General features: G+C 35.0%; 22 protein-coding genes and 1 tRNA gene. 5 read left to right on the forward strand and 18 right to left on the reverse strand.

The features are described from left to right. Positions 1 to 4: 4 nt before the first annotated feature. The 8 genes from nuoF to aspS form a co-directional block, all read right to left on the reverse strand. On the reverse strand, positions 5 to 1,372 hold the full coding sequence (gene nuoF, locus OZP15_RS03465; protein WP_269227088.1) for an NADH-quinone oxidoreductase subunit NuoF: 1,368 nt from the start codon (positions 1,370 to 1,372) through the stop codon (positions 5 to 7). A 1-nt stretch (position 1,373) separates the two neighbouring features. After that, entirely contained in the window at positions 1,374 to 1,904 is a 531-nt protein-coding gene (locus tag OZP15_RS03470; RefSeq protein WP_269227089.1) for a complex I 24 kDa subunit family protein, read from the reverse strand. Between the two features lie 104 nt (positions 1,905 to 2,008). Further along, positions 2,009 to 3,247: an NADH-quinone oxidoreductase subunit D gene (locus OZP15_RS03475; RefSeq protein WP_269227090.1), complete on the reverse strand. Its 1,239-nt coding sequence runs from the start codon at positions 3,245 to 3,247 to the stop codon at positions 2,009 to 2,011. A 136-nt stretch (positions 3,248 to 3,383) separates the two neighbouring features. After that, positions 3,384 to 3,905, reverse strand: a complete 522-nt coding sequence (locus tag OZP15_RS03480) for an NADH-quinone oxidoreductase subunit C (RefSeq protein ID WP_269227091.1) — start codon at positions 3,903 to 3,905, stop codon at positions 3,384 to 3,386. A 4-nt stretch (positions 3,906 to 3,909) separates the two neighbouring features. Beyond that, a complete protein-coding gene (locus tag OZP15_RS03485) occupies positions 3,910 to 4,458 on the reverse strand; it encodes an NADH-quinone oxidoreductase subunit B (RefSeq protein ID WP_281337019.1) in 549 nt (182 codons plus the stop codon). A gap of 107 nt (positions 4,459 to 4,565) precedes the next feature. After that, positions 4,566 to 4,931: an NADH-quinone oxidoreductase subunit A gene (locus OZP15_RS03490; protein ID WP_269227092.1), complete on the reverse strand. Its 366-nt coding sequence runs from the start codon at positions 4,929 to 4,931 to the stop codon at positions 4,566 to 4,568. Positions 4,932 to 5,154: 223 nt separating this feature from the next. Continuing rightward, positions 5,155 to 5,349, reverse strand: a complete 195-nt coding sequence (locus OZP15_RS03495) for a cold-shock protein (RefSeq protein WP_269227093.1) — start codon at positions 5,347 to 5,349, stop codon at positions 5,155 to 5,157. 125 nt (positions 5,350 to 5,474) lie between these two features. Beyond that, entirely contained in the window at positions 5,475 to 7,226 is a 1,752-nt protein-coding gene (gene aspS / locus OZP15_RS03500; RefSeq protein ID WP_281337020.1) for an aspartate--tRNA ligase, read from the reverse strand. 149 nt (positions 7,227 to 7,375) lie between these two features. Here aspS and OZP15_RS03505 point away from each other — a divergent pair, with 149 nt between their 5' ends. Beyond that, on the forward strand, positions 7,376 to 8,416 hold the full coding sequence (locus OZP15_RS03505; RefSeq protein WP_281337021.1) for a TlpA family protein disulfide reductase: 1,041 nt from the start codon (positions 7,376 to 7,378) through the stop codon (positions 8,414 to 8,416). 283 nt (positions 8,417 to 8,699) lie between these two features. Here OZP15_RS03505 and OZP15_RS03510 read toward each other — a convergent pair. Further along, positions 8,700 to 8,781: transfer RNA gene (locus OZP15_RS03510), tRNA-Leu, on the reverse strand. A gap of 109 nt (positions 8,782 to 8,890) precedes the next feature. On the opposite strand from OZP15_RS03510, the gene OZP15_RS03515 reads away from it, so the two are divergent. Next, positions 8,891 to 10,279 (forward strand): dipeptidase, encoded by a 1,389-nt coding sequence (locus OZP15_RS03515; protein ID WP_269227095.1) that lies wholly within the window; start codon positions 8,891 to 8,893, stop codon positions 10,277 to 10,279. A 76-nt stretch (positions 10,280 to 10,355) separates the two neighbouring features. Here the strand turns inward: OZP15_RS03515 and OZP15_RS03520 are convergent, their stop codons facing one another. Continuing rightward, the gene (locus OZP15_RS03520) at positions 10,356 to 11,711 is read right to left on the reverse strand and encodes a saccharopine dehydrogenase family protein (protein ID WP_281337022.1); all 1,356 of its coding nucleotides are present in this window, start codon (positions 11,709 to 11,711) and stop codon (positions 10,356 to 10,358) included. Positions 11,712 to 11,834: 123 nt separating this feature from the next. Here OZP15_RS03520 and OZP15_RS03525 point away from each other — a divergent pair, with 123 nt between their 5' ends. Then, positions 11,835 to 12,224 carry a DUF423 domain-containing protein gene (locus OZP15_RS03525; protein ID WP_281337023.1) on the forward strand — a complete coding sequence of 130 codons (390 nt, stop codon included), beginning with the start codon at positions 11,835 to 11,837 and terminating at the stop codon, positions 12,222 to 12,224. Positions 12,225 to 12,340: 116 nt separating this feature from the next. Here OZP15_RS03525 and OZP15_RS03530 read toward each other — a convergent pair whose 3' ends face one another. From OZP15_RS03530 to OZP15_RS03540, 3 genes are all read right to left on the reverse strand, one after another. Then, the gene (locus tag OZP15_RS03530; protein ID WP_281337024.1) at positions 12,341 to 13,399 is read right to left on the reverse strand and encodes a phytase; all 1,059 of its coding nucleotides are present in this window, start codon (positions 13,397 to 13,399) and stop codon (positions 12,341 to 12,343) included. 75 nt (positions 13,400 to 13,474) lie between these two features. Continuing rightward, on the reverse strand, positions 13,475 to 16,294 hold the full coding sequence (locus tag OZP15_RS03535; protein WP_281337025.1) for a TonB-dependent receptor: 2,820 nt from the start codon (positions 16,292 to 16,294) through the stop codon (positions 13,475 to 13,477). 136 nt (positions 16,295 to 16,430) lie between these two features. Next, on the reverse strand, positions 16,431 to 17,507 hold the full coding sequence (locus OZP15_RS03540; protein ID WP_281337026.1) for a helix-turn-helix domain-containing protein: 1,077 nt from the start codon (positions 17,505 to 17,507) through the stop codon (positions 16,431 to 16,433). A gap of 140 nt (positions 17,508 to 17,647) precedes the next feature. Between OZP15_RS03540 and OZP15_RS03545 the strand changes: the two genes are divergently transcribed. After that, positions 17,648 to 19,912 carry a TonB-dependent receptor gene (locus tag OZP15_RS03545; protein ID WP_281337027.1) on the forward strand — a complete coding sequence of 755 codons (2,265 nt, stop codon included), beginning with the start codon at positions 17,648 to 17,650 and terminating at the stop codon, positions 19,910 to 19,912. Between the two features lie 17 nt (positions 19,913 to 19,929). Further along, positions 19,930 to 21,303, forward strand: a complete 1,374-nt coding sequence (locus OZP15_RS03550) for a DUF4374 domain-containing protein (protein ID WP_269227101.1) — start codon at positions 19,930 to 19,932, stop codon at positions 21,301 to 21,303. An 81-nt stretch (positions 21,304 to 21,384) separates the two neighbouring features. Here OZP15_RS03550 and OZP15_RS03555 read toward each other — a convergent pair whose 3' ends face one another. The 5 genes from OZP15_RS03555 to OZP15_RS03575 all read right to left on the reverse strand — a co-directional run bounded on the left by OZP15_RS03555 (position 21,385) and on the right by OZP15_RS03575 (position 24,629). Next, a complete protein-coding gene (locus OZP15_RS03555; protein ID WP_269227102.1) occupies positions 21,385 to 22,074 on the reverse strand; it encodes a PH domain-containing protein in 690 nt (229 codons plus the stop codon). A 48-nt stretch (positions 22,075 to 22,122) separates the two neighbouring features. Then, positions 22,123 to 22,494: an MmcQ/YjbR family DNA-binding protein gene (locus tag OZP15_RS03560; protein ID WP_281337028.1), complete on the reverse strand. Its 372-nt coding sequence runs from the start codon at positions 22,492 to 22,494 to the stop codon at positions 22,123 to 22,125. Then, positions 22,491 to 22,892 carry a GNAT family N-acetyltransferase gene (locus tag OZP15_RS03565; protein ID WP_269227103.1) on the reverse strand — a complete coding sequence of 134 codons (402 nt, stop codon included), beginning with the start codon at positions 22,890 to 22,892 and terminating at the stop codon, positions 22,491 to 22,493. Before OZP15_RS03565 ends, OZP15_RS03560 begins: the two co-directional genes overlap by 4 nt. A 105-nt stretch (positions 22,893 to 22,997) precedes the next feature. Next, a complete protein-coding gene (locus OZP15_RS03570) occupies positions 22,998 to 23,828 on the reverse strand; it encodes an amidohydrolase family protein (RefSeq protein ID WP_281337029.1) in 831 nt (276 codons plus the stop codon). Between the two features lie 3 nt (positions 23,829 to 23,831). After that, positions 23,832 to 24,629, reverse strand: coding sequence for an SDR family oxidoreductase (locus OZP15_RS03575; RefSeq protein ID WP_269227104.1), 798 nt, complete (start codon positions 24,627 to 24,629; stop codon positions 23,832 to 23,834). Positions 24,630 to 24,645 lie beyond the last annotated feature (16 nt).

The following is a 24,645-nucleotide window of genomic DNA, read 5'->3' on the forward strand; positions in this document are numbered from 1 at the left end:
GTGTTTAAACAGTTGCTTTAGAAACTAAATGCTTCACACTTTCAAAAGGCTCATTCACAAAATGGTCTCTGTTTTTTATTTTTTCCGGGAAACGAATATGGTATTCAAATTCATCTCTAAAGTGACGAATTGCCGCTGCCACAGGCCAAGCTGCTGCATCACCTAATGGACAAATCGTGTTTCCTTCAATTTTACTCTGAATGCTCAAAAGCAAATCGATATCTTCTTCACGGCCGTGACCGTTTTCTATTCTGTGCAATACTTTTTCCATCCAACCTGTTCCTTCACGGCAAGGCGAACATTGTCCGCAAGATTCGTGATGGTAAAAACGAGAAAAATTCCAAGTGTTTCTTACGATACAAGAAGTGTCGTTGTAAACGATAAACCCTCCTGAACCTAGCATCGAACCCGTTGCAAAACCACCGTCGCTCAAACTTTCGTAAGTCATCAAACGGTCTTCGTTGTTGGCTGTTTTGTAAATTAAATTAGCTGGTAAAACTGGAACTGAAGAACCTCCAGGCACAAAAGCTTTCAAAGGTCTGTCAGAACTCATTCCGCCCAAATATTCATCGGAATTCATAAATTCGTAAACGCTTAATCCTAATTCGATTTCATAAACACCAGGATTTTTGATGTGTCCTGAAGCTGAAATTAATTTGGTTCCTGTAGATCTTCCAATACCAATTTTAGCATAATCAGCACCTGAATTGTTTACAATCCAAGGCACAGCTGCAATAGTTTCTACATTATTTACTACTGTTGGATTTGCCCAAAGTCCCGAAACTGCCGGAAATGGTGGCTTGATACGAGGATTTCCTCTTTTTCCTTCCAATGATTCGATCAATGCGGTTTCTTCTCCACAAATGTAAGCTCCACCACCAATTTGAACATAAAGTTCCAAATCGTAGCCGGTTCCTAATATATTTTTTCCTAACCAACCCGCAGCTTTAGCTTCGGCGATGGCTCTTTCTAAAATTTTGTAAACCCACATATATTCTCCACGAATATAAATGTAAGACAGGTTTGCACCCAAAGCATAGCTCGAAGTAATCATTCCTTCAATCAATAAATGAGGAATGTATTCCATCAAATATCGGTCTTTGAAAGTTCCGGGTTCTGATTCGTCAGCGTTGCAAACCAAATGTCTTGGTTTTCCTGATTTTTTGTCAATAAAACTCCATTTCATTCCTGCTGGGAAACCTGCACCTCCACGACCTCTTAATCCCGAAGTTTTCACTTCTTCAACCACTTCATCAGGCGTTAGTGTTTTTAAGGCTTTCTCCACAGAAGCATAACCACCGTTTTGGCGATACACTTCGTAGGTTTTGATTCCCGGAATATTTACTTTGTCTAATAATATTTTTTGTGACATATTATTTATCGTGTAACGTAATTTTATTATCTCTACAATCAGCAATAATCTGATCTACTTTTTCTTTGGTCAGGTGTTCTTTGTAAAAATCACCCAATTGCATCATTGGAGCATAACCACAAGCACCTAAACATTCAACTCCTCTAACTTCAAAAAGTCCATCAGCAGTTGTTTCTCCAATTCCAACGCCCAATTTTTCGCAGGTATAATCCATTAAATCTTCAACACCATTCAAACAACAAGGAGAGGTTTGACAAAATTCAAACATATATTTTCCAATAGGTCGTCTGTTGAACATCGTATAAAATGAAACCACTTCATACACTTCGACTGGTTTTATCGACAATATTTCGGCTACTTTGTCTTGCAATTCAATACTCAACCAATTGTTGTGAGCATCCTGAACTTCGTGCAAAACAGGCAACAAAGCCGATTTTTGCTTTCCTTCAGGATAATGACTGATTAATTCATTGATGCGAGTCATCAAGGCTTCGGTCATATTTATTTCTTGTTTATAATCTGTTCTTTCCATTTTTATTTCTTTTAACCACAAAGTGCACAAAGAAGGCACAACGTTCACAAAGATTTTCTATCGAATTAAATTTTTAATTTTTAATTCTCAATTTTTAATTGATTTTAAGCGTCTAATTCTCCGGCAATAACATTTAAACTTGACAAAATAACAATCGCATCCGAAAGCATTGCTCCTTTTATCATTTCGGGATAAGCCTGATAATAAATAAAACAAGGTCTGCGGAAGTGAAGTCTATAAGGAGTTCTACTTCCATCGGTTACCAAATAAAAACCTACTTCTCCGTTTCCACCTTCAACCGCATGATACACTTCGGCAACCGGAACAGGAATTTCTCCCATTACAATCTTGAAATGATAAATCAAAGATTCCATATCGTGATACACATCTTCTTTTGGAGGCAAATAATATTCAGGAACATCAGCGTGAAATACATTTCCTTCTGGCATTTTGTCTAATGCCTGACGAATAATGCTTAAACTTTCCCAAACTTCGGCATTACGAACACAAAAACGGTCGTACGTATCGCCTGATTTTCCAACAGGAACGATGAAATCAAAATCTTCGTAAGAGGAGTAAGGATGTGCCACACGAACGTCATAATCAACTCCGGCAGCACGTAAATTTGGACCTGTAAATCCGTAAGCCATCGCCATTTCGGCAGTAATTGGACCAACGTTTACAGTTCTGTCAATAAAAATTCTGTTTCTTTCAAACAAGTTTTCGAATTCTTTCCAAGCAACTGGAAAATCTTTCAAAAACACGTCTAATTTGCGGAAAGCTTCTGGTGACCAATCTCTTTCGAAACCACCTAATCTTCCCATATTGGTTGTCAAACGAGCACCACAAATCTCTTCGTAGATTTCGTAAACTTTCTCTCTAAATTGGAAAACATATAAGAAACCAGTGTAAGCACCAGTATCTACACCAAGAATCGAATTACAGATAATATGATCTGTGATTCTGGCCAATTCCATCACGATAACTCTTAAATATTGAACTCTTTTAGGAACTTCAATATCTAATAATTTTTCCAAAGTCATCCACCATCCCATATTGTTGATAGGAGAGGAGCAATAGTTCATTCTGTCAGTAAGTGGTGTGATTTGATAAAAAGGGCGATTTTCGGCAATTTTTTCAAAAGCTCTATGAATGTAGCCAATGGTTGGTTCAGCTTCTAGAATTTTTTCTCCATCCATCAACAAAATATTTTGGAAAATACCGTGTGTAGCTGGGTGCGTTGGACCTAAATTCAAAATCGAAAGCTCGCTTCCGTCTTCATTTACCCTGTTTTTTATAATTTCAGCATAGCGATGCTCTGGTGGTAATAATAGTTCTGACATTTATAATCAATTACGAATTACGAATTACGAATTAAAAATCAATTTCTTAAAAGTAAATTGGCAATCTATTTTGTTCTGTTTTTATATTCTAAAATTAGAATTACGCAATCCATTCGTAATTCGTAATTTTTAATTTCTAATTATTATGTACTGTTCTTCCAAAGAAACGATCGTCTTTGTCTGTTCTTCCGCCGTCTTCCATCGGAAATTCTTTTCGCATAGGATGTGATACCATTTCATCCATATTTAAAATGCGTTTTAATTGTGGATGACCAATAAAATCGATGCCGTAAAAATCCCAAGTTTCTCTTTCCATCCAGTTTGCAGTTGGAAAAATAGTAGTCAAAGTTTTAATTTTTGGTATTTCTCCATTGATAAAAACTTTTATTCTGATGCGTTTGTTCTCATACCAATTGTGCAAATGATAAACTACTGCAAATTGTCTTTCGATTTCGTTATCTGGATAATGAACTCCACATAAATCTGTCAAAAAATGAAATTTTAATGCAGGGTCATTTTTCAAAAAAAGAACAACAGCGGTAATCTTGTCGGCTGCTACTTCAAATGAAAATATATCTTTTTCTTGATTGAAATGGAAAACGTTTTCACCAAACATTTCCGCTAATTTATCCTGAATTGTTGTCGATTCTAAACTCATTTGCTTATTTTATGTTATACGAAGCCAACAATTCCTGATATTCAGGAGAACTTCTTCTTCTTACCGATTCACTTTTTACTAGCTCTTGTAATCTCATTACACCGTCCACAATTTGTTCAGGTCTTGGCGGACAACCAGGAACATAAACATCAACTGGAATTACTTTGTCTATTCCTTGTAAGACTGAATAAGTGTCAAAAACACCGCCAGAAGAAGCACAAGCTCCAACAGCAATTACCCAACGAGGTTCTGCCATTTGTTCGTAAACCTGACGTAAAATTGGTCCCATTTTTTTTGAAATAGTTCCCATAACTAACAACATATCAGCTTGACGAGGAGAAAAACTCACACGTTCAGAACCAAAACGGGCTAAATCATAATGAGAAGCCATTGTTGCCATAAATTCAATTCCGCAACAAGAAGTGGCAAAAGGTAATGGCCAAAGTGAATTGGCACGAGCTAATCCCACAACATCATTCAATTTTGTAGCAAAAAAACCTTCGCCAGAAACGCCTTCAGGTGGGGCAACCATTTTTATATTTGAATCACTCATCTTTGTAATTATGAATTGTAAATTATGAATTATGAGTTCATAATTAAAATTTAAACATTTTAGAAATTAGAATTTTGTCATTCATAATTTCTAATTCGTAATTGTTTTTATTCCCACTCCAGTGCTTTTTTCTTGATGATGTAGAAAAAACCTACCAATAATAAAGCCATAAAAATCATCATTTTGACTAACCCTTCCATGCCTAATTCTTTGAAATTGATAGCCCAAGGGTAAAGAAAAATTACTTCGACATCAAAAAGTACAAATAAGATAGCGACAAGGAAATATTTAACTGAAAAAGGAATTCGAGCACTACCAAGAGATTCAATACCACATTCAAAGTTTTCATCTTTAATTTCAGATGATCTTTTTGGTCCTAATTTACCTGAAACTACAATTGTTCCTGCTACAAATCCTATGGCTAAAAGCGCTTGCATTATTATTGGGAAATAATCTAATTGGCTTGATTGCATAATGAATATAACTTTTATATTAGAATAAGTTACAAAGATAGGTTTCGGGTAATTAAAACACAAGAATAAAACACACAATAGTTTGCTAAAACATATAATTAACACTTTATTTTTAATCATTATAAATAAAGTTGAAATTAAATGATTTGTTATTTTTTGTGTCAAAAAAAAAGCGTCTCGATTTAATCGAAACGCTTTAAGCATTTGTTGTAAAAGAAATGATTTAGATAACTGCTACTTTCGCAGCAACTTTTCCTTTTCTTCCTTCTTCTTCTTCATAACTAACTCTATCACCTTCGCGAAGTTCTTCCGCAGTGATTCCTGATGCATGAACAAAAATGTCTTTTCCTGTTTCTTCGTCTGTAATGAATCCGTAACCTTTTGATTCATTGAAAAATTTTACTGTACCTGTACGCATTGTAATTGTAATAATAATTTATAATATGACAAATGTAATATTTAATACAATACGAAAGATATATTATACAAAATATTATTAAAATATTTGATATTCAACGTTTTCTAGTTGGTTTGAACTGTTTTCTACAATAAATCTAGTTTAATGTGTAGTTCGTTTAATTGCAGTTCATCTATTGCTGATGGGGCATCAATCATGACATCTCTACCAGAATTGTTTTTTGGAAATGCAATAAAATCACGAATGGTCTCTTGGCCACCAAGGATTGCAACCAAGCGGTCTAATCCAAAAGCCAATCCTCCGTGTGGTGGTGCGCCAAATTGGAAAGCGTCCATCAGGAATCCAAATTGCTCTTTGGCTTGTTCTGGTGTGAAACCTAAATATTTAAACATTAATTGTTGAGTCGCTTTGTCGTGAATACGAATTGAACCTCCACCAATTTCGTTTCCATTCAAGACCATGTCATAAGCATTAGCGCGGACTTTTCCTGGTTTAGTTTCCAAAAGCTTCATGTCTTCTGGTTTTGGAGAAGTGAAAGGATGGTGCATTGCATGATAACGACCACTTTCTTCGTCTAATTCCAATAATGGGAAATCAATTACCCAAAGTGGAGCAAATTCTGCTGGATTTCTTAATCCCAAGCGAGTTGCCAATTCCATTCTTAAAGTAGAAAGTTGTGTTCTGGTTTTATCGGCTGGACCAGAAAGTACAAAAATCATATCTCCAGCTTTTGCTCCAGTTGTTTTCGCCCAATTGGTCAAATCTTCTTGGTCGTAGAATTTATCAACCGATGATTTGAATGTTCCATCTTCGTTGCATTTTACATAAACCATTCCGCTGGCACCAATTTGTGGACGTTTCATCCAATCGATTAATCCGTCAATTTCTTTACGGGTATAATTTCCTGCTCCTGGAACGGCAATTCCAACAACCAATTCCGCAGCGTTGAAAACTGGAAATTCTTTGTGCTGTGCAAATTCGTTCAATTCGCCAAATTCCATTCCGAAACGAATGTCTGGTTTGTCATTTCCATAGGTTTTCATTGCGTAATCGTAAGTGATACGAGGAAATTTATCTACATCAATTCCTTTGATTTCTTTTAATAAATGACGGGTCAATCCTTCGAAAACATTCAAAATATCTTCTTGTTCCACAAATGCCATTTCGCAATCGATTTGTGTAAACTCTGGCTGACGATCGGCACGCAAATCTTCGTCACGGAAACATTTCACGATTTGGAAATATTTGTCCATTCCACCTACCATTAACAATTGTTTGAAAGTTTGTGGGGATTGTGGTAAAGCATAAAATTGTCCTTCGTTCATACGGGAAGGAACAACAAAATCTCGGGCTCCTTCTGGAGTCGATTTAATCAAATAAGGCGTTTCTACTTCGCAGAAATCTAAATCTGAAAGGTATTTACGCACTTCCATCGCTACTTTATGACGGAAAAGCAAACTGTTTTTTACCGGATTTCTACGAATATCCAAGTAACGGTATTTCATTCGAATGTCTTCGCCACCATCGGTTTCATCTTCAATGGTGAAAGGAGGAGTAAGCGCTGCATTCAATATTTTCATTTCAGTAACCAAAATCTCGATATCTCCAGTTGACAGATTCGGATTTTTGGCTTCACGCTCAATAACGATTCCTTTGGCTTGAATCACAAATTCACGACCAAGAGTTTTAGCTAGTTCGAAGACGGTTTTATCGGTACGACTTTCGTCAAAAATTAATTGGGTAACTCCGTAACGGTCGCGCAAATCGACCCAATTCATAAAACCTTTGTCTCTTGATTTTTGAACCCATCCTGCAAGCGTAACTTCGGTATTGATATGTGAGGCGTTCAATTCGCCACAATTATGACTTCTGTACATTGAAATAATTTTTTAGAGTGCAAAAGTAAAAACAAAAAACAACTTAATCCTAAAAACTATTCGGCAAGATGAAATATAAAGTAAGATATTTTAGGATTGTATTTTTTTATAAGCTATTTCTTTATATTTGAAGTCTAAATAAAAAAAATATGAAGAATTTATTTTTAATGGTATTACTGTGTCTTTTTTCGAGTACAAATTATGGTCAAACTAAAGAATATGCCACTTTTGAAGCTGATATTACTAATTTGAATGAGCCTATTTATCTTATGATGAAAGATAAGGTCGTGAAAAAATTTGTAAAAAATAGTGATGGAGTTTACAAAGACACCTTGAAAGTGGTTAAAGGAAATTACAGATTATTCGATGGTAAGCAATATACTTTAGTTTCTCTTGATAATAATTCAGATTTAAAACTAAAAATGGATGCTAATAATATTGATAAAACTATTGTTTTTTCTGGTGTTGGCTCTGAAATGAATAATTATATTGCTCAATCTGCTATTGCAATTAAAAAAATCGATATTAAAGGATTGTTCTTATTAGACGAAATTGCTCTAAAGAAAAAGATAGAAGAGATGGAACAGTCTGATAAAGCAAGAATAGATAAATATATTGTGGATCCGCAAGTGAATGCTACAATGAAAAAAGAGATAGGTGTTCAATATGCTAAATTGGAGGATGTTATTAAGAAAAATAAAGAAACACTAGCTTCTAGAAATAAAGAGCGTGAGTTGAAAAATGCGGAATTAAATAAAATGAATGGAACGCTTTCTCCAAGTTTTAATTATCGCAATTACAAAGGGATAAAAACAAAGTTAGAGGATTTTAAAGGGAAATATGTTTATATTGATTTATGGGCAACTTGGTGTGGACCTTGCATTAAAGAAATTCCATTTTTGCAGACTATCGAGCAAAAATACCACAATAAGAATATTGTCTTTGTGAGTATTTCTATAGATAAACAAACGGATTTTAAGAAATGGGAAACAATGGTAAAAGAAAAAAATTTGGGAGGAGTTCAGTTGATTGCAGATAATGATTGGAATTCTGAATTTGCCAAAAGTTTTGGTGTGACTAGTATTCCCAGATTTATTTTGATTGATCCAAGTGGTAAAGTAGTTAAAGCTGTAGCAGAAAGGCCATCAAATCCCCAATTAATTAAAGAATTGGATGTGCTTTTGAATTAAATGATTGATATAAATAAGGAAAATATTTTTTTATTTAAATTTTTTCTTTAAATTTACACTATATCAAAGACGCTCTAGATTACAGAAATTAGAGTAAAGTTTAGAAAATAAACTACTAATTCTGGATATTAAATTATTAATATAGCGTCCTATAAAAAAATCGGCTGTCGCAAATTTTTGCAACAGCCGATTTTGATTTATTAAATGTTTGGGTGAATAGGGGATAGTGCAAAATAAAGAATCCTTTAAGCGTTAATTTACAATGCTTAAAGGATTCATAAAGTGCGGATAATAGGACTCGAACCTACACGCCTTGCGGCACCAGATCCTAAGTCTGGCATGTCTACCAATTTCACCATATCCGCTAAAATTGTGAGTGCAAAGATAAACATAACTTCTAATTTTCAAAGGAATTTATAGAAAAATATTTATTCTCTTTTTTGTACTTTTGAAAGAGAAAAATTTAAACCTACTATGGAAACTATAAAAGCCTACGTTCAACAGCATAAAGACCGTTTTATCAGCGAATTATTCGAACTCTTAAAAATGCCTTCTGTAAGCGCTGATGCCGCTTACCATCAAGACATTATCAATACCGCCGATGCTATAAAAGTGAGCCTAGAGAAAGCAGGTTGCGATTTTGTCGAAATTTGTGACACACCCGGAAACCCAATTGTGTATGGCGAAAAAATAATTGATTCCAGCTTACCAACTGTTTTGGTTTATGGACATTACGATGTACAACCCGCCGATCCAATCGAATTATGGACTTCTCCACCATTCGAACCGGTTATAAAAAAAACCGAAATTCATCCCGATGGTGCCATTTTTGCCAGAGGCTCCTGCGACGATAAAGGTCAAATGTTCATGCACGTCAAAGCATTGGAATATATGATTCAATCGAATACTTTGCCTTGTAATGTGAAATTTATGATTGAAGGCGAGGAAGAAATTGGTTCCAAAAGTTTGAGCTGGTTTGTAGAAGGCAATCAGGAAAAACTAAAATGTGATGTAATTTTAATTTCGGATACCGGAATGATTTCCAACCAACAACCTTCTATCACCACTGGATTGCGTGGTTTAAGTTATGTAGAAGTCGAAGTTACTGGACCCAATAGAGATTTACATTCTGGTTTGTATGGCGGTGCTGTTGCCAATCCTATCAACGTTTTAGCTAAAATGATTGCTACGCTTCACGACGAAAATAATCGAGTTACCATTCCCGGTTTTTACGACAAAGTTGAAGAATTATCTCTTGAAGAAAGAGCCGAAATGGCAAAAGCACCCTTCGTTTTAGAAGATTACAAAAAAGCTTTGGACTTAAATGATGTCTATGGCGAAAAAGGCTATGTAACCAACGAAAGAAACTCGATTCGCCCAACGCTTGACGTGAACGGAATTTGGGGTGGATACATCGGCGAAGGAGCTAAAACCGTTATTGCGAGTCAGGCTTTCGCCAAAATTTCGATGCGATTGGTTCCGAATCAGGATTGGGAAGAAATCACAGAATTATTTACCAAACACTTTTTAAGCATAGCTCCAGCTGGAGTGAAAGTAAAAGTAAAACCGCATCACGGCGGACAAGGCTATGTAACGCCAACGGACAGCATTGGTTACAAAGCCGCCAACAAAGCCTATACCGAAACCTTTGGAGTTCCAGCAATTCCGGTGCGTTCTGGCGGAAGTATTCCTATTGTTGCCTTATTCGAAAAAGAATTAAAAAGCAAAACCATTTTGATGGGATTTGGTTTAGACAGCGATGCAATTCATTCACCAAACGAACATTTCGGGATTTTTAATTACCTGAAAGGAATTGAAACGATTCCGTTGTATTATAAGTATTTTGTGGAACTATCGAAATAAATCTTTTTTGTAAACTTTGTCAAAGTTTGAAACTTTGACAAAGATAAACTCCACTAGATATACATAAATCTATTCATCAAGGATTATACCCCAAATAATGCATTGCTTGTTCTTTGAAAACCACTCCATATTCTTCCAATTCTTTCAAAATAGGTAAATACACCTCTTCCCGAATTGGGAGTTGTACTCCAGGTGTTTTAATCTTTCCGTTCAGGATTAATAAGGTTGTTATGGCAACAGGCAAACCAACCGTTTTCGCCATTGCGGTATAGATTTGATCTTCGCCAATGCAAACCATTTTGGAATCGATTTGCTGTTTTTTACCATTCAATTCGTAGCCAAATTTATGATACATCACAATCATATCTTTATCATTTGGCTCCAATGTCCAGCTATCTGTTAGGATTTTTTCAAGAATTTGAGCTGGAGTAGCGTCTTTTAAACCTACTTTTTTATTGGGATTAAACAAATCCAATTCCAATAATTTATCCCACATAATATCGTCTTGATCGATTTTCAGAATCAAACGCATTTTGATTTCAACAGAATCTGTTGGGTGATAAGGCAAAAAAGAATTTACAAATTGGCGGTAACTCATATCTTCGGATCCTTCCATAACATAACTATCGTCTGTCATTCCGAGTTGAACAAACATATTCCAAGCTTTGGAAAAACCCACTTTACGAATGGTTCCACGGTACAAAGTTAGCACATCTTTCAAACCATAAACGTCAAGATATTTCAGAGAATCACGGTTCGAATAAGCCTCAAATCGTCCGTAACCTTCCACTTCTAAAAATTCGGTTCTACGGAATAAACTTCCATAAGGAATGTACTTATATGTTCCTTCCTGGATAAATTTTGCAGTTCCTCCCTGACCGGCAAGCACCACATTTCGAGGCGCCCAAGTAAATTTATAATTCCACAGATTCGTATCTGATTCTGGAGCTACAAGACCTCCGCAAAAGGATTCGAACAATAGCATTTTTCCACCTTTGGCTCTGATTTCGTTGATGACTTTCATCGCACTCATGTGGTCAATTCCGGGATCAAGACCGACTTCATTCATAAAAATCAAATTATTTTCTTTGGCCAAAATATCCAAATCCTGCATCGCATCGCTAATATAAGAAGCAGTTACTAAATGTTTTTTATGCACAATACAATCTCTGGCAACTTCAATATGCAAATGTGCAGGCAACATCGAAATCACGATGTCAGCTTTTTGAATAAGCATCTGTCTTTGATTTTTTTCGAAAATATCTAAAGCGATTGCGGTAGCATTGGGATGATTATTGGTTTTCTTTTGGGCGGAAGCCAATGACAAATCACCAATAATAAGATGCAGGTTTTCTTCATCAGATTTGTTTAAAAGGTATTGAATTAATGACGAAGCTGATCTTCCTGCTCCAATGATTAGAATTGTTCTCATAACTATAATTATTAAGACAAATGTAAGTTAATCATAAATAAAAAAGGGATAGCAAAAAGTATCGTTAAAATTGATTTTGTTTGATGAGAAAGCGATATTTTTGTGTTTAAAATAAAATAAAAAATGGACAAAAAAATAATTTCTACGGGAGCAATTTTCGGAATGCTCGCTATCATTTTAGGAGCTTTTGGCGCTCACGCATTAAAAAAAGTTTTAACTATCGATCAGCTTTCTACATTTGAAACCGGAGTGAAATACCAAATGTATCACGCCTTATTTTTATTGTTTATTGGATTGTCTTCCATTTCCCAAAAAACAAAAAGAATGATTTGTAATTTAGTTGTTGTTGGAATCATTTTCTTTTCAGGATCGATTTATTTATTGGCTACCAATGGTCTTTTTATTCCTTTTGATTTTAAAGCAATTGGATTTATTACTCCTATTGGCGGATTATTTTTAATCATTTCTTGGGGAGTTCTTTTGGTTAACATTCTTAAAAAAGCACCTCAATAATAATTATTTTCCTCACCCCAACCCTCTCCAAAGGAGAGGGAGCCGAAACTGGATTAATCAAAAAGAGCTGTTCATTTCGAACAGCTCTTTTTGTTATTAAGCCAAACAATTGAGATTTACTTTTTAGCAGCATCAATTCGTTTTTGAAAATCTTCCCAATTGTAAAAATGAAAGGTCATTCCGTTGCTCATCGCTACAAACATTCCTTTTTGAAATGCGCCGCCAAGGTTTAATGCCGTTACATCTGCGCCGTCGCATTCTATGGTAGAAGTTGGAATTTCGGCTAATAACGTATATTCATTGGCATTACCATTTGCTCCTTCTCTTGGATACACCATAAAAGTATTCGCTTGCTGATTGGATACCAAAATATAACCAGTTATTGCAGTTGTTTTATAAATAGCAATTCCTTCGTTATCCGCTTTGAAATCCTTTTGACCAAAAAGAGCTAATTCCGTATTATCATTCAAGGCTGGATCGGCTTTGTATTTTCTGATTCCGAATTGTTCATCGCAATAATAAAGAACACCCAATTCATTATCTACAGCAATGGCTTCGATTTCTTTTTTGCCACTGTATTTACCGAATTTTCGAACCACATTCGCTCCCGCTTTTCCATTGCCTGCATCGGTCAATTGGTATTGCCACAAATAGGTTTCAGAAGGGCCACTTTTTCTGCCAACGATAGCGAAAATAGCATTGTCACTTGGGCGAGTATATAAAGAAATCCCCATTGGATCACGTAGCAATTCACCATCAAAAACAGCAATTCCTCCATTGTCAATTGGTTTTAAATCGGGTAAGCTGAAAATTCTAATTCGATTATTTTCTCTTTCTGTTGTTACAGCAACATCTACTTTTTTGCCATCAATTAGCAAACCATAAGCGATGTCTACATTGTTGGGTCTTTTTAGAACTTCTGATTTGGCAATGATTTTTCCATTCAAATCAAAAGCATACAAACCACCGTCGGTATCTTTATCGGTACCAATAATAATACTTTTTGTAGCATCGGCAGGATTAATCCAAATAGCGGGATCATCTGTATCGTGCGGTAATGTTTGAGTTACTATGGCTGGTTTGACGGCATCTTTGCGAATAGGTGCCAACTTATTGCTACAAGAAGTAACGAAAAGGCTTAAAAACAGAATTGAGATTATATTAGTGTTCTTCATTGGATAATTCTTTTAATGCAATTAGACAGAATTGTTACATCCTGTCTAATTTATAAATTTTATTGTTTGTGTTTTTTAGAAGTCAAACTTCAATCCTAAATTATATCTAGCTTGATAGTATTCTACTTGTTTAGTATGTGATTCAACACCTTGATAATAACGCAACGGTTGATTGGTCAGGTTATTGGCTTCAGCAAAAATTCGGATGTCCTTTGTGATTTTATAGGCCGCATTCGCATCTACAAAAAACTGTTTGTCATAATAGCTGTCGTTGTATTCTTCTGACCCCAATTCGTCTAAATAATCGGAAGTAAAATTGGTAGAAACTCTAGCGGAGAAACGTTTGTTTTCCCAAGATAATGAACCATTAAACATATGCGGAGCAGTTCCCGGAAGACTGATATTTTTTCTTTCATTTCCATCTTCATCCGCAATTCCTTTGGCTTCTGATTTGGTGTAAGTATAGTTCAAATAAATTCCGAATCCTTTCAAGAATTTACTTTCGAAGAAATCCAGCTGACGCTGAAAAGCAAACTCAAAACCATAAACATCAACAGTATCTCCATTTTTTGGCTGAACAAATGTCCAATTTTCTCCTACTGGAATTGGGTTATCTTGCGTTGGGAAATCAGCAGCAAATTTAGCTGTTGTGTATTGACTATCACTGTAGTTATAAATGAAATCTTGCAATCTTTTATAGAAAACGCCTCCAGAAATTAATCCAACTGATTTGAAATAATTCTCTGCCATAAAATCATAATTGTATGAATAAGTAACATCCAAGTTTGGATTTCCAGCTGTGATTTCCATATCAGACGCAACGTTATTTACGTAAGGAGCTAGTGCATAATAATTAGGTCTAGCCAAAGCTGTAGTAGCTGCCGCTTTCAAAACTAAATCTTTGGTAGCATTGTATTGAAAAGTAAGACTTGGCAAAACATTGGTGTACGTATTGGTTGTGTTAATTTCACTTTCTAATTCTTCTTCGTCCAAAACACGGTTTGCTGTATAATCAATGTGTGTATTTTCTATACGAGCACCTACCACCATTGACAATTTATCATTAAAATCCTGATCCCATCTTACGTAAGCCGCATAAATATTTTCTTTGGCTTTGTAATTTACTGCTAAAAATTCGGATGGATCCAATTCTTTATCGAATAAAGAAGCATTATTCAAATCTAGATTTCCCAGATAATTTGCCGATGCAAAAGTGCCTGGCACAAATTGACTTCCTGGATTAAAATCTTTTCCATCAAAATAACTAGTTGGAACTTGAGATAAAGCATCCATATCGCCATTGATTGGTTCGTAAGCGAAAAACGAATTATTTCTTGATTTTTCTTTCATTCGAAGACGAAGACCCGTTCTGATTCTTCCTTTTTCGGCTGGAATAATAGTGAATGGGAAACGAACATTCAATTTAGCTCCAAATTCACTTTCTTTGGTTTCGTCTGTATTTTCAGAAATACCATCTAATTCTAAATCATTCAATGATTCTCCAATAGTTTTTACCAAAGGAAATCTTAAATCGGATAAATCTTGAGTTACATCCAAACCTTCTTGACGGTAATCAAGGTAACGCTCTCCCGGACGGTATTCTCTAGCGGTAGAATAATTAGTTGACCAATCTAAATCCAATTTAGAATTGATTAAATGCTCTCCACGAAGCGAGTAATTTTGCACTCTTTGGTCTTCTAATCTTCTGCTTTTGTTTCTGTTGTTATCAACTCCTCCTTTTGTTTGACGGGTTACACGACCTTCAAAACCTACTATTTGTTCTTCATCTACAGCATCATAAATGGCTTCGATATCGTCATAAGTAGTTCTGAAACGGTTTTCTCTATCGTCTCTCCAATTGTAAATCGCATTGGCAAAAATGGTGTTGTTTTCGTTGAATTTATAATCCATTGCCAACGAAGCACTTCTACGAATACGTTGCACATCGTATTTTCTAATTTCAGAAGCCTGAACGAATTCATTACCAAAATCGTCTTTTACCCATTCGTTTTCGATATTGTCTGAACCGTAATCTACATTATTATATGAACCACTCAAAACAGCTCCAAATTTGTTGCTGAAAAAACGATTTCCATACACAAAACCTGCGGTGTAAGAAGCATTTTCTCGTATTGGCAAATAACCTCCAGCTACTGTAGCCGAGATTCTTTCACCGTTTGGAGTGGGACGAGTTACCAAATTTACAGAACCTCCAATAGCATCGGCATCCATATCTGGGGTTAATGTTTTGCTTACTTCAATCGTAGAAATCATGTCGGATGGAATCAAATCCATTTGTACATTTCTATTATCGCCTTCGGCAGACGGAATTCTGTCACCGTTCAAAGTAACCGAATTTAACGAAGGAGCCAATCCTCTAATAATGATGTTCCTGGCTTCCCCTTGGTCATTTTGCATCGTAACTCCAGGAACTCTTTTCAAGGCATCTCCAATATTTGCATCTGGAAAACGACCTACTTGATCCGAAGAAATTACGTTACCAATGTTTTTGTTGTGTTTTTGTTGGTTTAATGCTTTGGCTTGCCCTTTTAGAATGTCACCAATTACCACTTCTTTCAATTCAGTACCTGAAGTGGCTAATTCGAAATTATAAATTCCGTTAGCTCCTGCTGCCAAAACCACTTCGCCTGTAGCAGCTGTGTAACCAATATATTTTACTTGAACAGTGTAAGTTCCTAGGGTAATATTCAAAAATTCGTATCGCCCGTTTTGATCGGAAATGGTGTATTTGTTCATTCCAACCAATTCGACCATCGCACCAGGCAAAGGCATTTTGTCTTCTTTGTCTAATACTTTTCCAGAAATAACTCCTTTTTGTGCAAAACCCATCAGGGTAAAACAAAGGAGCATCACAACTAAAAATTTACTTTTCATTTTGTTTTGTTTAAATAATTTTGAGGCAAAACTAGGCTTCAACCATTAATTTAAACCATGAAAAAAATTAAGCTATTGTTATGAATGTTATTGAAATAAAAAAAATAATTACATTAAGATAACACTTTAAAAAGTCTTAAATCATACAAACATCTAGGGAAAGTACGTCCACCGAAAGTACCTCTAAAAAATCCCAATACAAGAAATATAATTTTGCACCTAAATTGATTTTTCGAAAACTGATGGGTGTAAATCCGTAGAAAAATTTAAAGGCAGCCGAAAAATGTGAAACATCTTTGTAACCACATTTATAAGCGACTTCGCCTACATTGGATTCTTTATTTTGGAATAAAGTTTTGGCATATTCCATTCGGAGTTGGGTTACATAGCCTTTTATAGTCGTGTCAAAACAGGATTTAAACCCTTTTTTTAATTTAAACTCATTTAGAGAAACCATTCTAGAAAGTTCGGGAAGTGTGGGTGCATTGGTAAAATTGGCTTCAAGAATTGATTTGGCTTCTAATAATTTATGGTAATCTTCATCTTGAATTGTTATATTTTTCTTTTGAGACTTTTCTAGTAAGGCTTCCAGTTGTAGAATTAAAAGTTCTTTTATTTTAGCATCTAAATACATTTTTTGGATTGCTCCTTTGTATTTGCAACTTTTGATTTCGTGAATAATCCATTGAATGGCGGGGTTAAAAGGAACAGATTTTGGTGCTAAATAGCTGGATTTTTTTTGACTAATAGTTGCAGAGAAATTTGGATGAAGATTCCAATTTTCATTAATTAATTCCTGATAATAATCCAATGACAAAACAATCGATAAATAATTTATGTCTTCAAAAGCAGGAATTTCGAATGAAGCATTAAAATTAGATGCGTACAGAATATTATGAGTATTCTCTGTTGTAAATTTTTCGCTTTCTACATGATCAATAATAGCTTCAACATTGTTGCAACAAATAAAATTCATTACAATAGATTCGCCTGTTATTTCCGATTCAATAGTTTGTGGCGTTGAAAATCGCATTTGAGTATCTAGAATTACTATACCATCTGAAATTAAATTTTTACTTGTGATTTCTTCTCTTTTTCCATTTTGAATATTGATTTTTTCTTCTAAAAAAGTACTTGCTGGATTAAACAAATCAGCAGTTTCTATAGTAATTATAGGTTCTTGATGAGTCAGTATTTTCGATTTGAATTTCAAAATATTAATCCGTTTTTACAAAGTTATAATCCGTTTTTCCCTATCAAATTTCGGAATCCTGATAGTATTTTTGCAGCAAATCTATTTATAATAAGTCTAATTAAAAATAGATTTTTGTTAAAAAAAATAATAAAAACAAAATGTTTCAAAAATATAGCTTCTCGATTCTATTTTTTTTACTGGTAATTTCTGTGTTTGCACAGCAAAGTCTGCCTAAAGTAAAAACTACCAAAACTGAAAAAAAAATTAAAAAAGACAGTTTAGTCGAATCTTTAAAAAATGTTGAAATAAAAGGAAAATCAAAAAAGAAGAAATTAGAAACCAGTGGTTTTGCAGTTGCTATTATAGAAACCAAAGAAGCATCATTACGAAATTTGACCACCAATGAATTACTAGACCGCTCTGTTGGTGTTCGAGTAAGACAAAATGGAGGAATAGGCTCGAATGTGGAGTATAACCTGAACGGAATGTCTGGAAGTGCCATTGGAATTTTTATTGATGGAATTGAGGCTTCTACTTTCGGTTCTTCTTTCAATTTGAATAACATACCGCCTTCTATGATTGAGCGTATCGAGGTGTACAAAGGGATTTTGCCTTCGCATTTAACCGGTGATTATGTGGGTGGAGCTATCAATGTGGTATTGAAAAAAGATGTCTCTCAAAATAATGCTACTGCGGCAGTTTCTTATGGTTCTTTCAATACTTTTCAATCGGATTTAAGCGCAACTTATCGTGATAAAAAAACGGGACTTTCTTTTAGAGGCTCTGGTTTTTATACTTACACCGACAATAGTTTTGAAACTTGGGGACGATCAACGACTTATGTGAATCATTTGCAACAAATCACCAGACCTTATCGAGCCAAGCGTTTTAATAATGATTATGAATCGGTTGGAGGTCGAGCCGAAGTTGGTTTTGCCGATACCAAATGGGCAGATCAGTTTTTTATTGGCTATAATGGTTCTAGCAATTACACCGAAATCCCGCACGGAACCACTATGGCTGTACCTTATGTAGGACGATTCAATGAAACCAAAGCTCATGCTTTAATACTCAATTACAACAAAAGAAATTTTCTAGTAAAAGATTTGTCATTAAATATTAATGCGGTACGAAGCTATCGTACTACCTATTTGCAAGATACCGTTGGATATGCTTATAACTGGGACGGTACCGTTAGAGAAATTATTGAGTTTGGAGAAAGAGTACCCCTTAAAACATTGCAAGGCGGACAGCAAGGACCAAAATTAATTACGAATACCGAAAGAAAAATCACTAACGCACGATCTAATTTGGGTTATATGATTGCTAATGGACATCGTATTTCGTTGAATCATAAATATGAATCGACCGATAGAAAAGATGAAGATTTATTGAATCCAACTTTAAGAGATTTGGCTACAAAAAGTATTGTTTCAAAGAATATTATTTCGATGAATTATGAAGCTGAAACTTTCAATAAAAAGTTAAGAACCAATATTTTAGGAAAGTACACCAACAATCGAACTGATCAAACACGATTTGAAATAGTGGATAATCAAGGAGTAAGCTCAATTGTTCAAAAAGACACCACAAGAACGAATTATAATTTTGGTTACGGAGCAACAGTATCTTACAATGTTATTTCAAGCCTTTTTATTATTGCATCCACAGAGAACTCTTATATTATGCCTACAGAAACTCAATTGTTTGGAGCTCCTGAAATTAACATTCAACCGAACCTTGGATTAGATCCAGAAAAAAACATCAATTATAATTTAGGATTCCGTTATGGCGCAATAGATTTTGGGAAACACAAATTAACCTTCTATGCCAATGCTTTTTGGCGCAATGGATTCGACAAAATCACACAACAAGTTGTAAATGAGGCAGAAATTGAGGAAGAAGCTGATGCTGATATTCAAACTACTCGATATATCAATCTTGGCAAAACACAATCTCGTGGTTTTGAAGCAGAAATTATCTATGTCTATAATAATAAATTGAATGCTTCCTTTAATATTTCCAAATTCAACAACCTGTTCAAACTAGAACTTGACGATAATGGCAACGCACACAGTTTGTTTGGTCTTCAAGTGCCTAACGAACCTTATTTTACGATGAATGCTAATTTTCAATATCGCTTTAATGATGTTTTTCAAAAGAAATCCATACTTAACGCTTATTATAATGCAGGATTTGTAGGCGAATATTACATTGTTTGGGGACAACCTGAATGGTCATTAACTCCAAGACAATTTACCCATGATTTGGGTGCGAGTTATCGTTTTCCATCCAAAAAACTAGTAGCTAGTATAGATGTAAAAAACCTGTTTAACGCAGAAATTTATGACAATTTTGCCATACAAAAACCAGGTAGAGGAATCTACTTCAAATTGAATTACACCTTTAGTAAATTTTTATAATCAAATTAATCAATACCATGAAAAAAAATCTATTTAGAACAGTATTATTTAGTACCGTTACAGCCATTACATTAGGAAGCTGTAGCAACGACGACAATGATTCAGGAAGTAATCCTGGAGAAGACAATACCCGTTGGATTTCCCTAACAGGATCTTTTCCAGACGACACAGGAACCGCTGGAAATGGAGGTACTCGCGCTTTAGCCATTACACCAGAAAATGCTGCCAACCCAAGTTATGAAGTAGATCTTTTTAAAATGAACGGATCAGAATATGTTGAAGGTTTTGCTTTAAAATCAAGCCGTACTGCCCGTGTTCAAGCTTCAGAAGATGGTAAATTTTTATATAATATCCAATATACTGGAGCTGATGGTGGTGTATTCAATAAATACAGTGTTGCTGGTGGAAAATATACAGAAGTAGGATATGAATTAAATACTGCTAGTATTCTAGGAACAGCACCTCGTTGGGTAAAAGCTGCCGAAGGTATTGGTGTTGGTGTGTATTCTGGTACAGTAACAACTGTTTATGAAGGAACTGCTCCAAACTTTGTTTACAAAAGCAGAGATTGTGAAGTGAAAATTGCAGCAATAGATTTGAATAACACAGCCATTACGAATACTGCTATATTCAATTTCCCTTGGACAGATGCAGAAAGAGCAGCTGGTTATAGTGTAGGTCGTATTGATGTTCCTGTGTTAAATGCAGATAAGACTAAACTATTTATTGGTTGTAATGTAGCTAAAGTTGATCCTACAAAAACGCCTACTATAAGCACAGCTGGAGTACCTACATGGCCAAGTGATGCTGCGAACATCAATGGTACAAAAACTTTGGTAGTAGATTATCCTTCGTTGAAAAATCCTAAAGTTATTACTTCTACTTTAACAAAAACTAGCAACCACGGATACCGTACTATGACACAGTACGTGGGTACTGATGGTCATTTGTACCAAGCTACAGCAACTTCGGGAGCAGACATTATTCGTATTAGCAAAACAACCAATGATTATGACCCAACTTATCATTTTAATTTGAATACTGCTTTGGGTATAACTGGAGCAAGTATCAGAGCTTGGAGATATGTTAAAGATGGAGTGGCGGTTGTTTTATACACCACTACAACTGCAGCTGGTGGATATGTTGCTTTAGTGGATTTGAATGCTAAAACGGCAACTAAATTAGCGACAGAGATTGAAACAAATGCAGGTTTATCTACGACTTTAGGTCAGTACCAAAACATTGGTCTTATTGGTGACAATGTGTATCTTCCATTAACACCAGCAGGTGTAGATGGTAACATTTATATTGTAAATGTGAAGAACAAAACCATTACAAAAGGAGCTAAATTGAAAACGGCTTCTGGTAGTTTTTATTTAGGAGCTTACTAAAAAACAATAAAAATTCAGTTCATAAAAAAACAGATGTTGAATCATTCAGCATCTGTTTTTTATTTAAAATATTTCAAAATTTTACATCAAACTCAAAATCTCTTTTTTCAAAGCGTCATATTCGCCTTGTAAAATCAATCCGTTGTCAAGTAGTTTTTTATAGTTTTGAAGTTTGGCAAAAAGTTCGTCTTGTGTTAATTCGTTAGTTGCTTTTTCAGTTGAAGCGTTTGAACTTTCTACAACAGGTTCTGAATAACTAGAAATAGCTGGAATAATTTCGGCATAATTTACTACCTCTTCCGTTTCCATTTCTTCCACAATTTCTTCAGGAATATAAGTTGGAATTTCAACTTTTACTTCTTCGGCAACAACAGGATTTTTCAACAAATCCAATTGTTCTTTGGCATAAGTAGAAATCTTTCTGGCCTGAATTTTTGGAATGTAATCAATGGAAACTTGAATCTGTGTTTTGGTCGAAAACGAAAATTCGGAACCCAAAATATTTTCTTTCATAAAAGTTCCTTCGATTTCATCCCAAGTAAAATCGGTGAAATTCATCGAAAGTCCCATGTTTTTGGGTTGGCAAATAATAATTCTTTTATTGGTAACCACAATACTATCTGGAAAAACAGTAATCGCTGGTTTTTTCTGCACGGCGATATAACCAATTTCTTCATTTTTCATCAATAAATCATTCAATTTTGAAGTGATTTTCTCGATGGCTTTTGGGTCTTGTTCTTCGTTCAAGAACTTTTTTATATTGTCAATCATGATATTTTAATTTGAGTATGTTCTAAAAATGTTAGACAAAAGTAATGCCTAATTTTTTAATTGCAGAATTTCGCTTTGGATTTTTTTGATTAAACTTTTGAAAACCAAATTATAAGAATCATCAATCAATTCCTTTACAAATTTATCCGAAACATCGCTGTTGATGGCAACGGTGTTCCAATGCACCTTGCTCATGTGAAAAGCCGGCTGGACATCGTCATATTGCGCGCGTAATTCCAGGGCATAATCAGGATTGCATTTCAAGTTAACAGAAGGTTTCCCTTTTTCCCATTGTAATAATGAAGATAATGCAAACATTTTTCCACCCACTTTAAACACCAAAGTATCTTGATCGAACGGAAAATGTTCGGTTACGCCTTTTTTGGACAAACAATATTCGTAAAAACTTTCTAAATTCATAGTAGTATTTTTTCCATCATTTTTTCTGGGTGAGCCAATGTTTTAAAACCAAACTTTTCATATAAGTAATGAGCATCCGAAGTTGCCAATCGCCATATCTTAATATTTTTCAAAACAGGTTCTTCCAACATTGCTTCAATTAAAATAGACGAATAACCTTTCCCTCTTTCTTCTTCGGTAATAAAAACATCCATTACATACCCAAAAACCACATAATCAGTAATCACTCTAGCAAAACCAATTTGAACTTCATCTAAATAAATCCCTAAGCAAACCGAGCTGTCAATACAAATTTGCACTTCTTCAATAGTTCTTCCAGCTGCCCAATAAATATCCTTCAAAAAGTTTTGGATGAAAGGAACATCAAGTTTAGTTTTATCTGTTGAAACGGTAATCATGGTTATTTATTTTAAAGTAAAAAAAGGTATTTTGGATTTAAAAAACAAACCCTATCAACATTTTCAAAGTTGATAGGGTTGTTTAAATCTAATTATAAATTAAATTTAAAGTCCATAAAACCGTTCTGCATTTTTAAACCAAATCATTTCTTGCTGGTCAATCGGTAATTGTGAAATATAATTTTCGAGGGTTTTTACCACCAATTCATATTCAGAAGCGACCAAGCAAACGGGCCAATCGGAACCAAACATAAGCTTTTCGGGAGTGAAGTTTTCGAAAACCACATCCAGATAGGGTTTTAAATCATCGGGCGTCCATGTTTTCCAATTAGCTTCGGTGACCATTCCAGAAATTTTGCACATTACATTTTCGGCTTTCGACAATTCTATGATATTCTGTTTCCAAGATTGAATTTCGCCTGATTTAATATCGGGTTTAGCAATATGATCCAAAACAAAAGCTTGGTCAGGAAAACGATTTGCCAAATCAATAGCAGCGGGCAATTGACGATGAAAAACTAGAATATCATACGTATAATTATGCGTTTTCAAAGCGGCAATTCCTCGTCTAAAATCATCCCGAAGCATAAAATCATCTGCTTCGCCTTGTACTACGTGTCGGAAACCTTTTAGTTTTTTTTCGGTAGAAAAGAAATCTAATCGGTCGGCAATATTTTCATTCAATAAATCGACCCAACCTACAACTCCTTTGATGAAATCATTTTGCTTGGCTAAATCTAATAAGAAATGAGTTTGTTCCTCGGTTTGATCCGCTTGAACCGCAACACAGCCTTTAAAGTTGTTTTTTTCTAAAACAGGTAAAAGATCTTGAGGCAAAAAATCCCTTTGAATTCTTTGCATACTTTCGTCAATCCAACTATCTCGAACGGGATCAAATTGCCAAAAATGCTGATGAGAATCAATTCGTTTTGACATTTTTTAACCTAAATCATTAATTAAAGAACGATCCAAATGAACATATCCACCATCTACAAAAACAAATTGCCCTGTAGTGTGTGAAGAACGTTCGGAAATGATGAAAAGAACCGTGTCAGCAAGTTCTACCGTTTTAGTCATTCTAGCTTCAAACGGAATACTTTTGTTGATTTTTGCCAAAGTCGCTTCGCCATCAGCCAAGGTTTTAATCCAATCTTCGTAGGCTGGAGTATAACTTTCGGCAATGATTAACGCATTCGAACGGATTCCATATTGAATCAAATCGACCGCCCATTCTCTGGTTAAGCCTAAAACACCGCCTTTGGCAGCAGCATAACCAGAAGTTCCTCCTTGACCAGTTAAGGCTACTTTAGAACCAACATTTAATATATTTCCTTTGGATTCTTTTAGATATGGCAATGCGTATTTGGTCAACAAGAAATAGCTAACCACATTTAGTTTTAGCGATTCCATAAATTCCTCGTAAGAAGCGTCAAGACCTGCGCCATCGTTTACACCAACATTATTAATAACGGCATCAATTCTTCCGTATTTAGCCACTATTTTTTGTACTGCATTTTCTATTTGAACAGGGTCAGTAACATTGGTTTGTGCAAAAAAAGCATCGATTCCTCTTTTTTGAAGATTGGCAACATATTCGTGTCCACGGTCATTTCTATCGACCAAAACAGGAATTGCTCCTTCGTCTGCCAGTCTGTTGATGATGGTTTCTCCAATACTTCCTGCTTTTCCTGCAGAACCCGAAACCACTATAATTTTTCCTTTTAATCCTAAATCCATTTTGTCTTTTTTGGGT

The sequence above is a fragment of the Flavobacterium eburneipallidum genome (genome assembly GCF_027111355.2).
In the GTDB taxonomy this organism is placed as follows: domain Bacteria; phylum Bacteroidota; class Bacteroidia; order Flavobacteriales; family Flavobacteriaceae; genus Flavobacterium; species Flavobacterium eburneipallidum.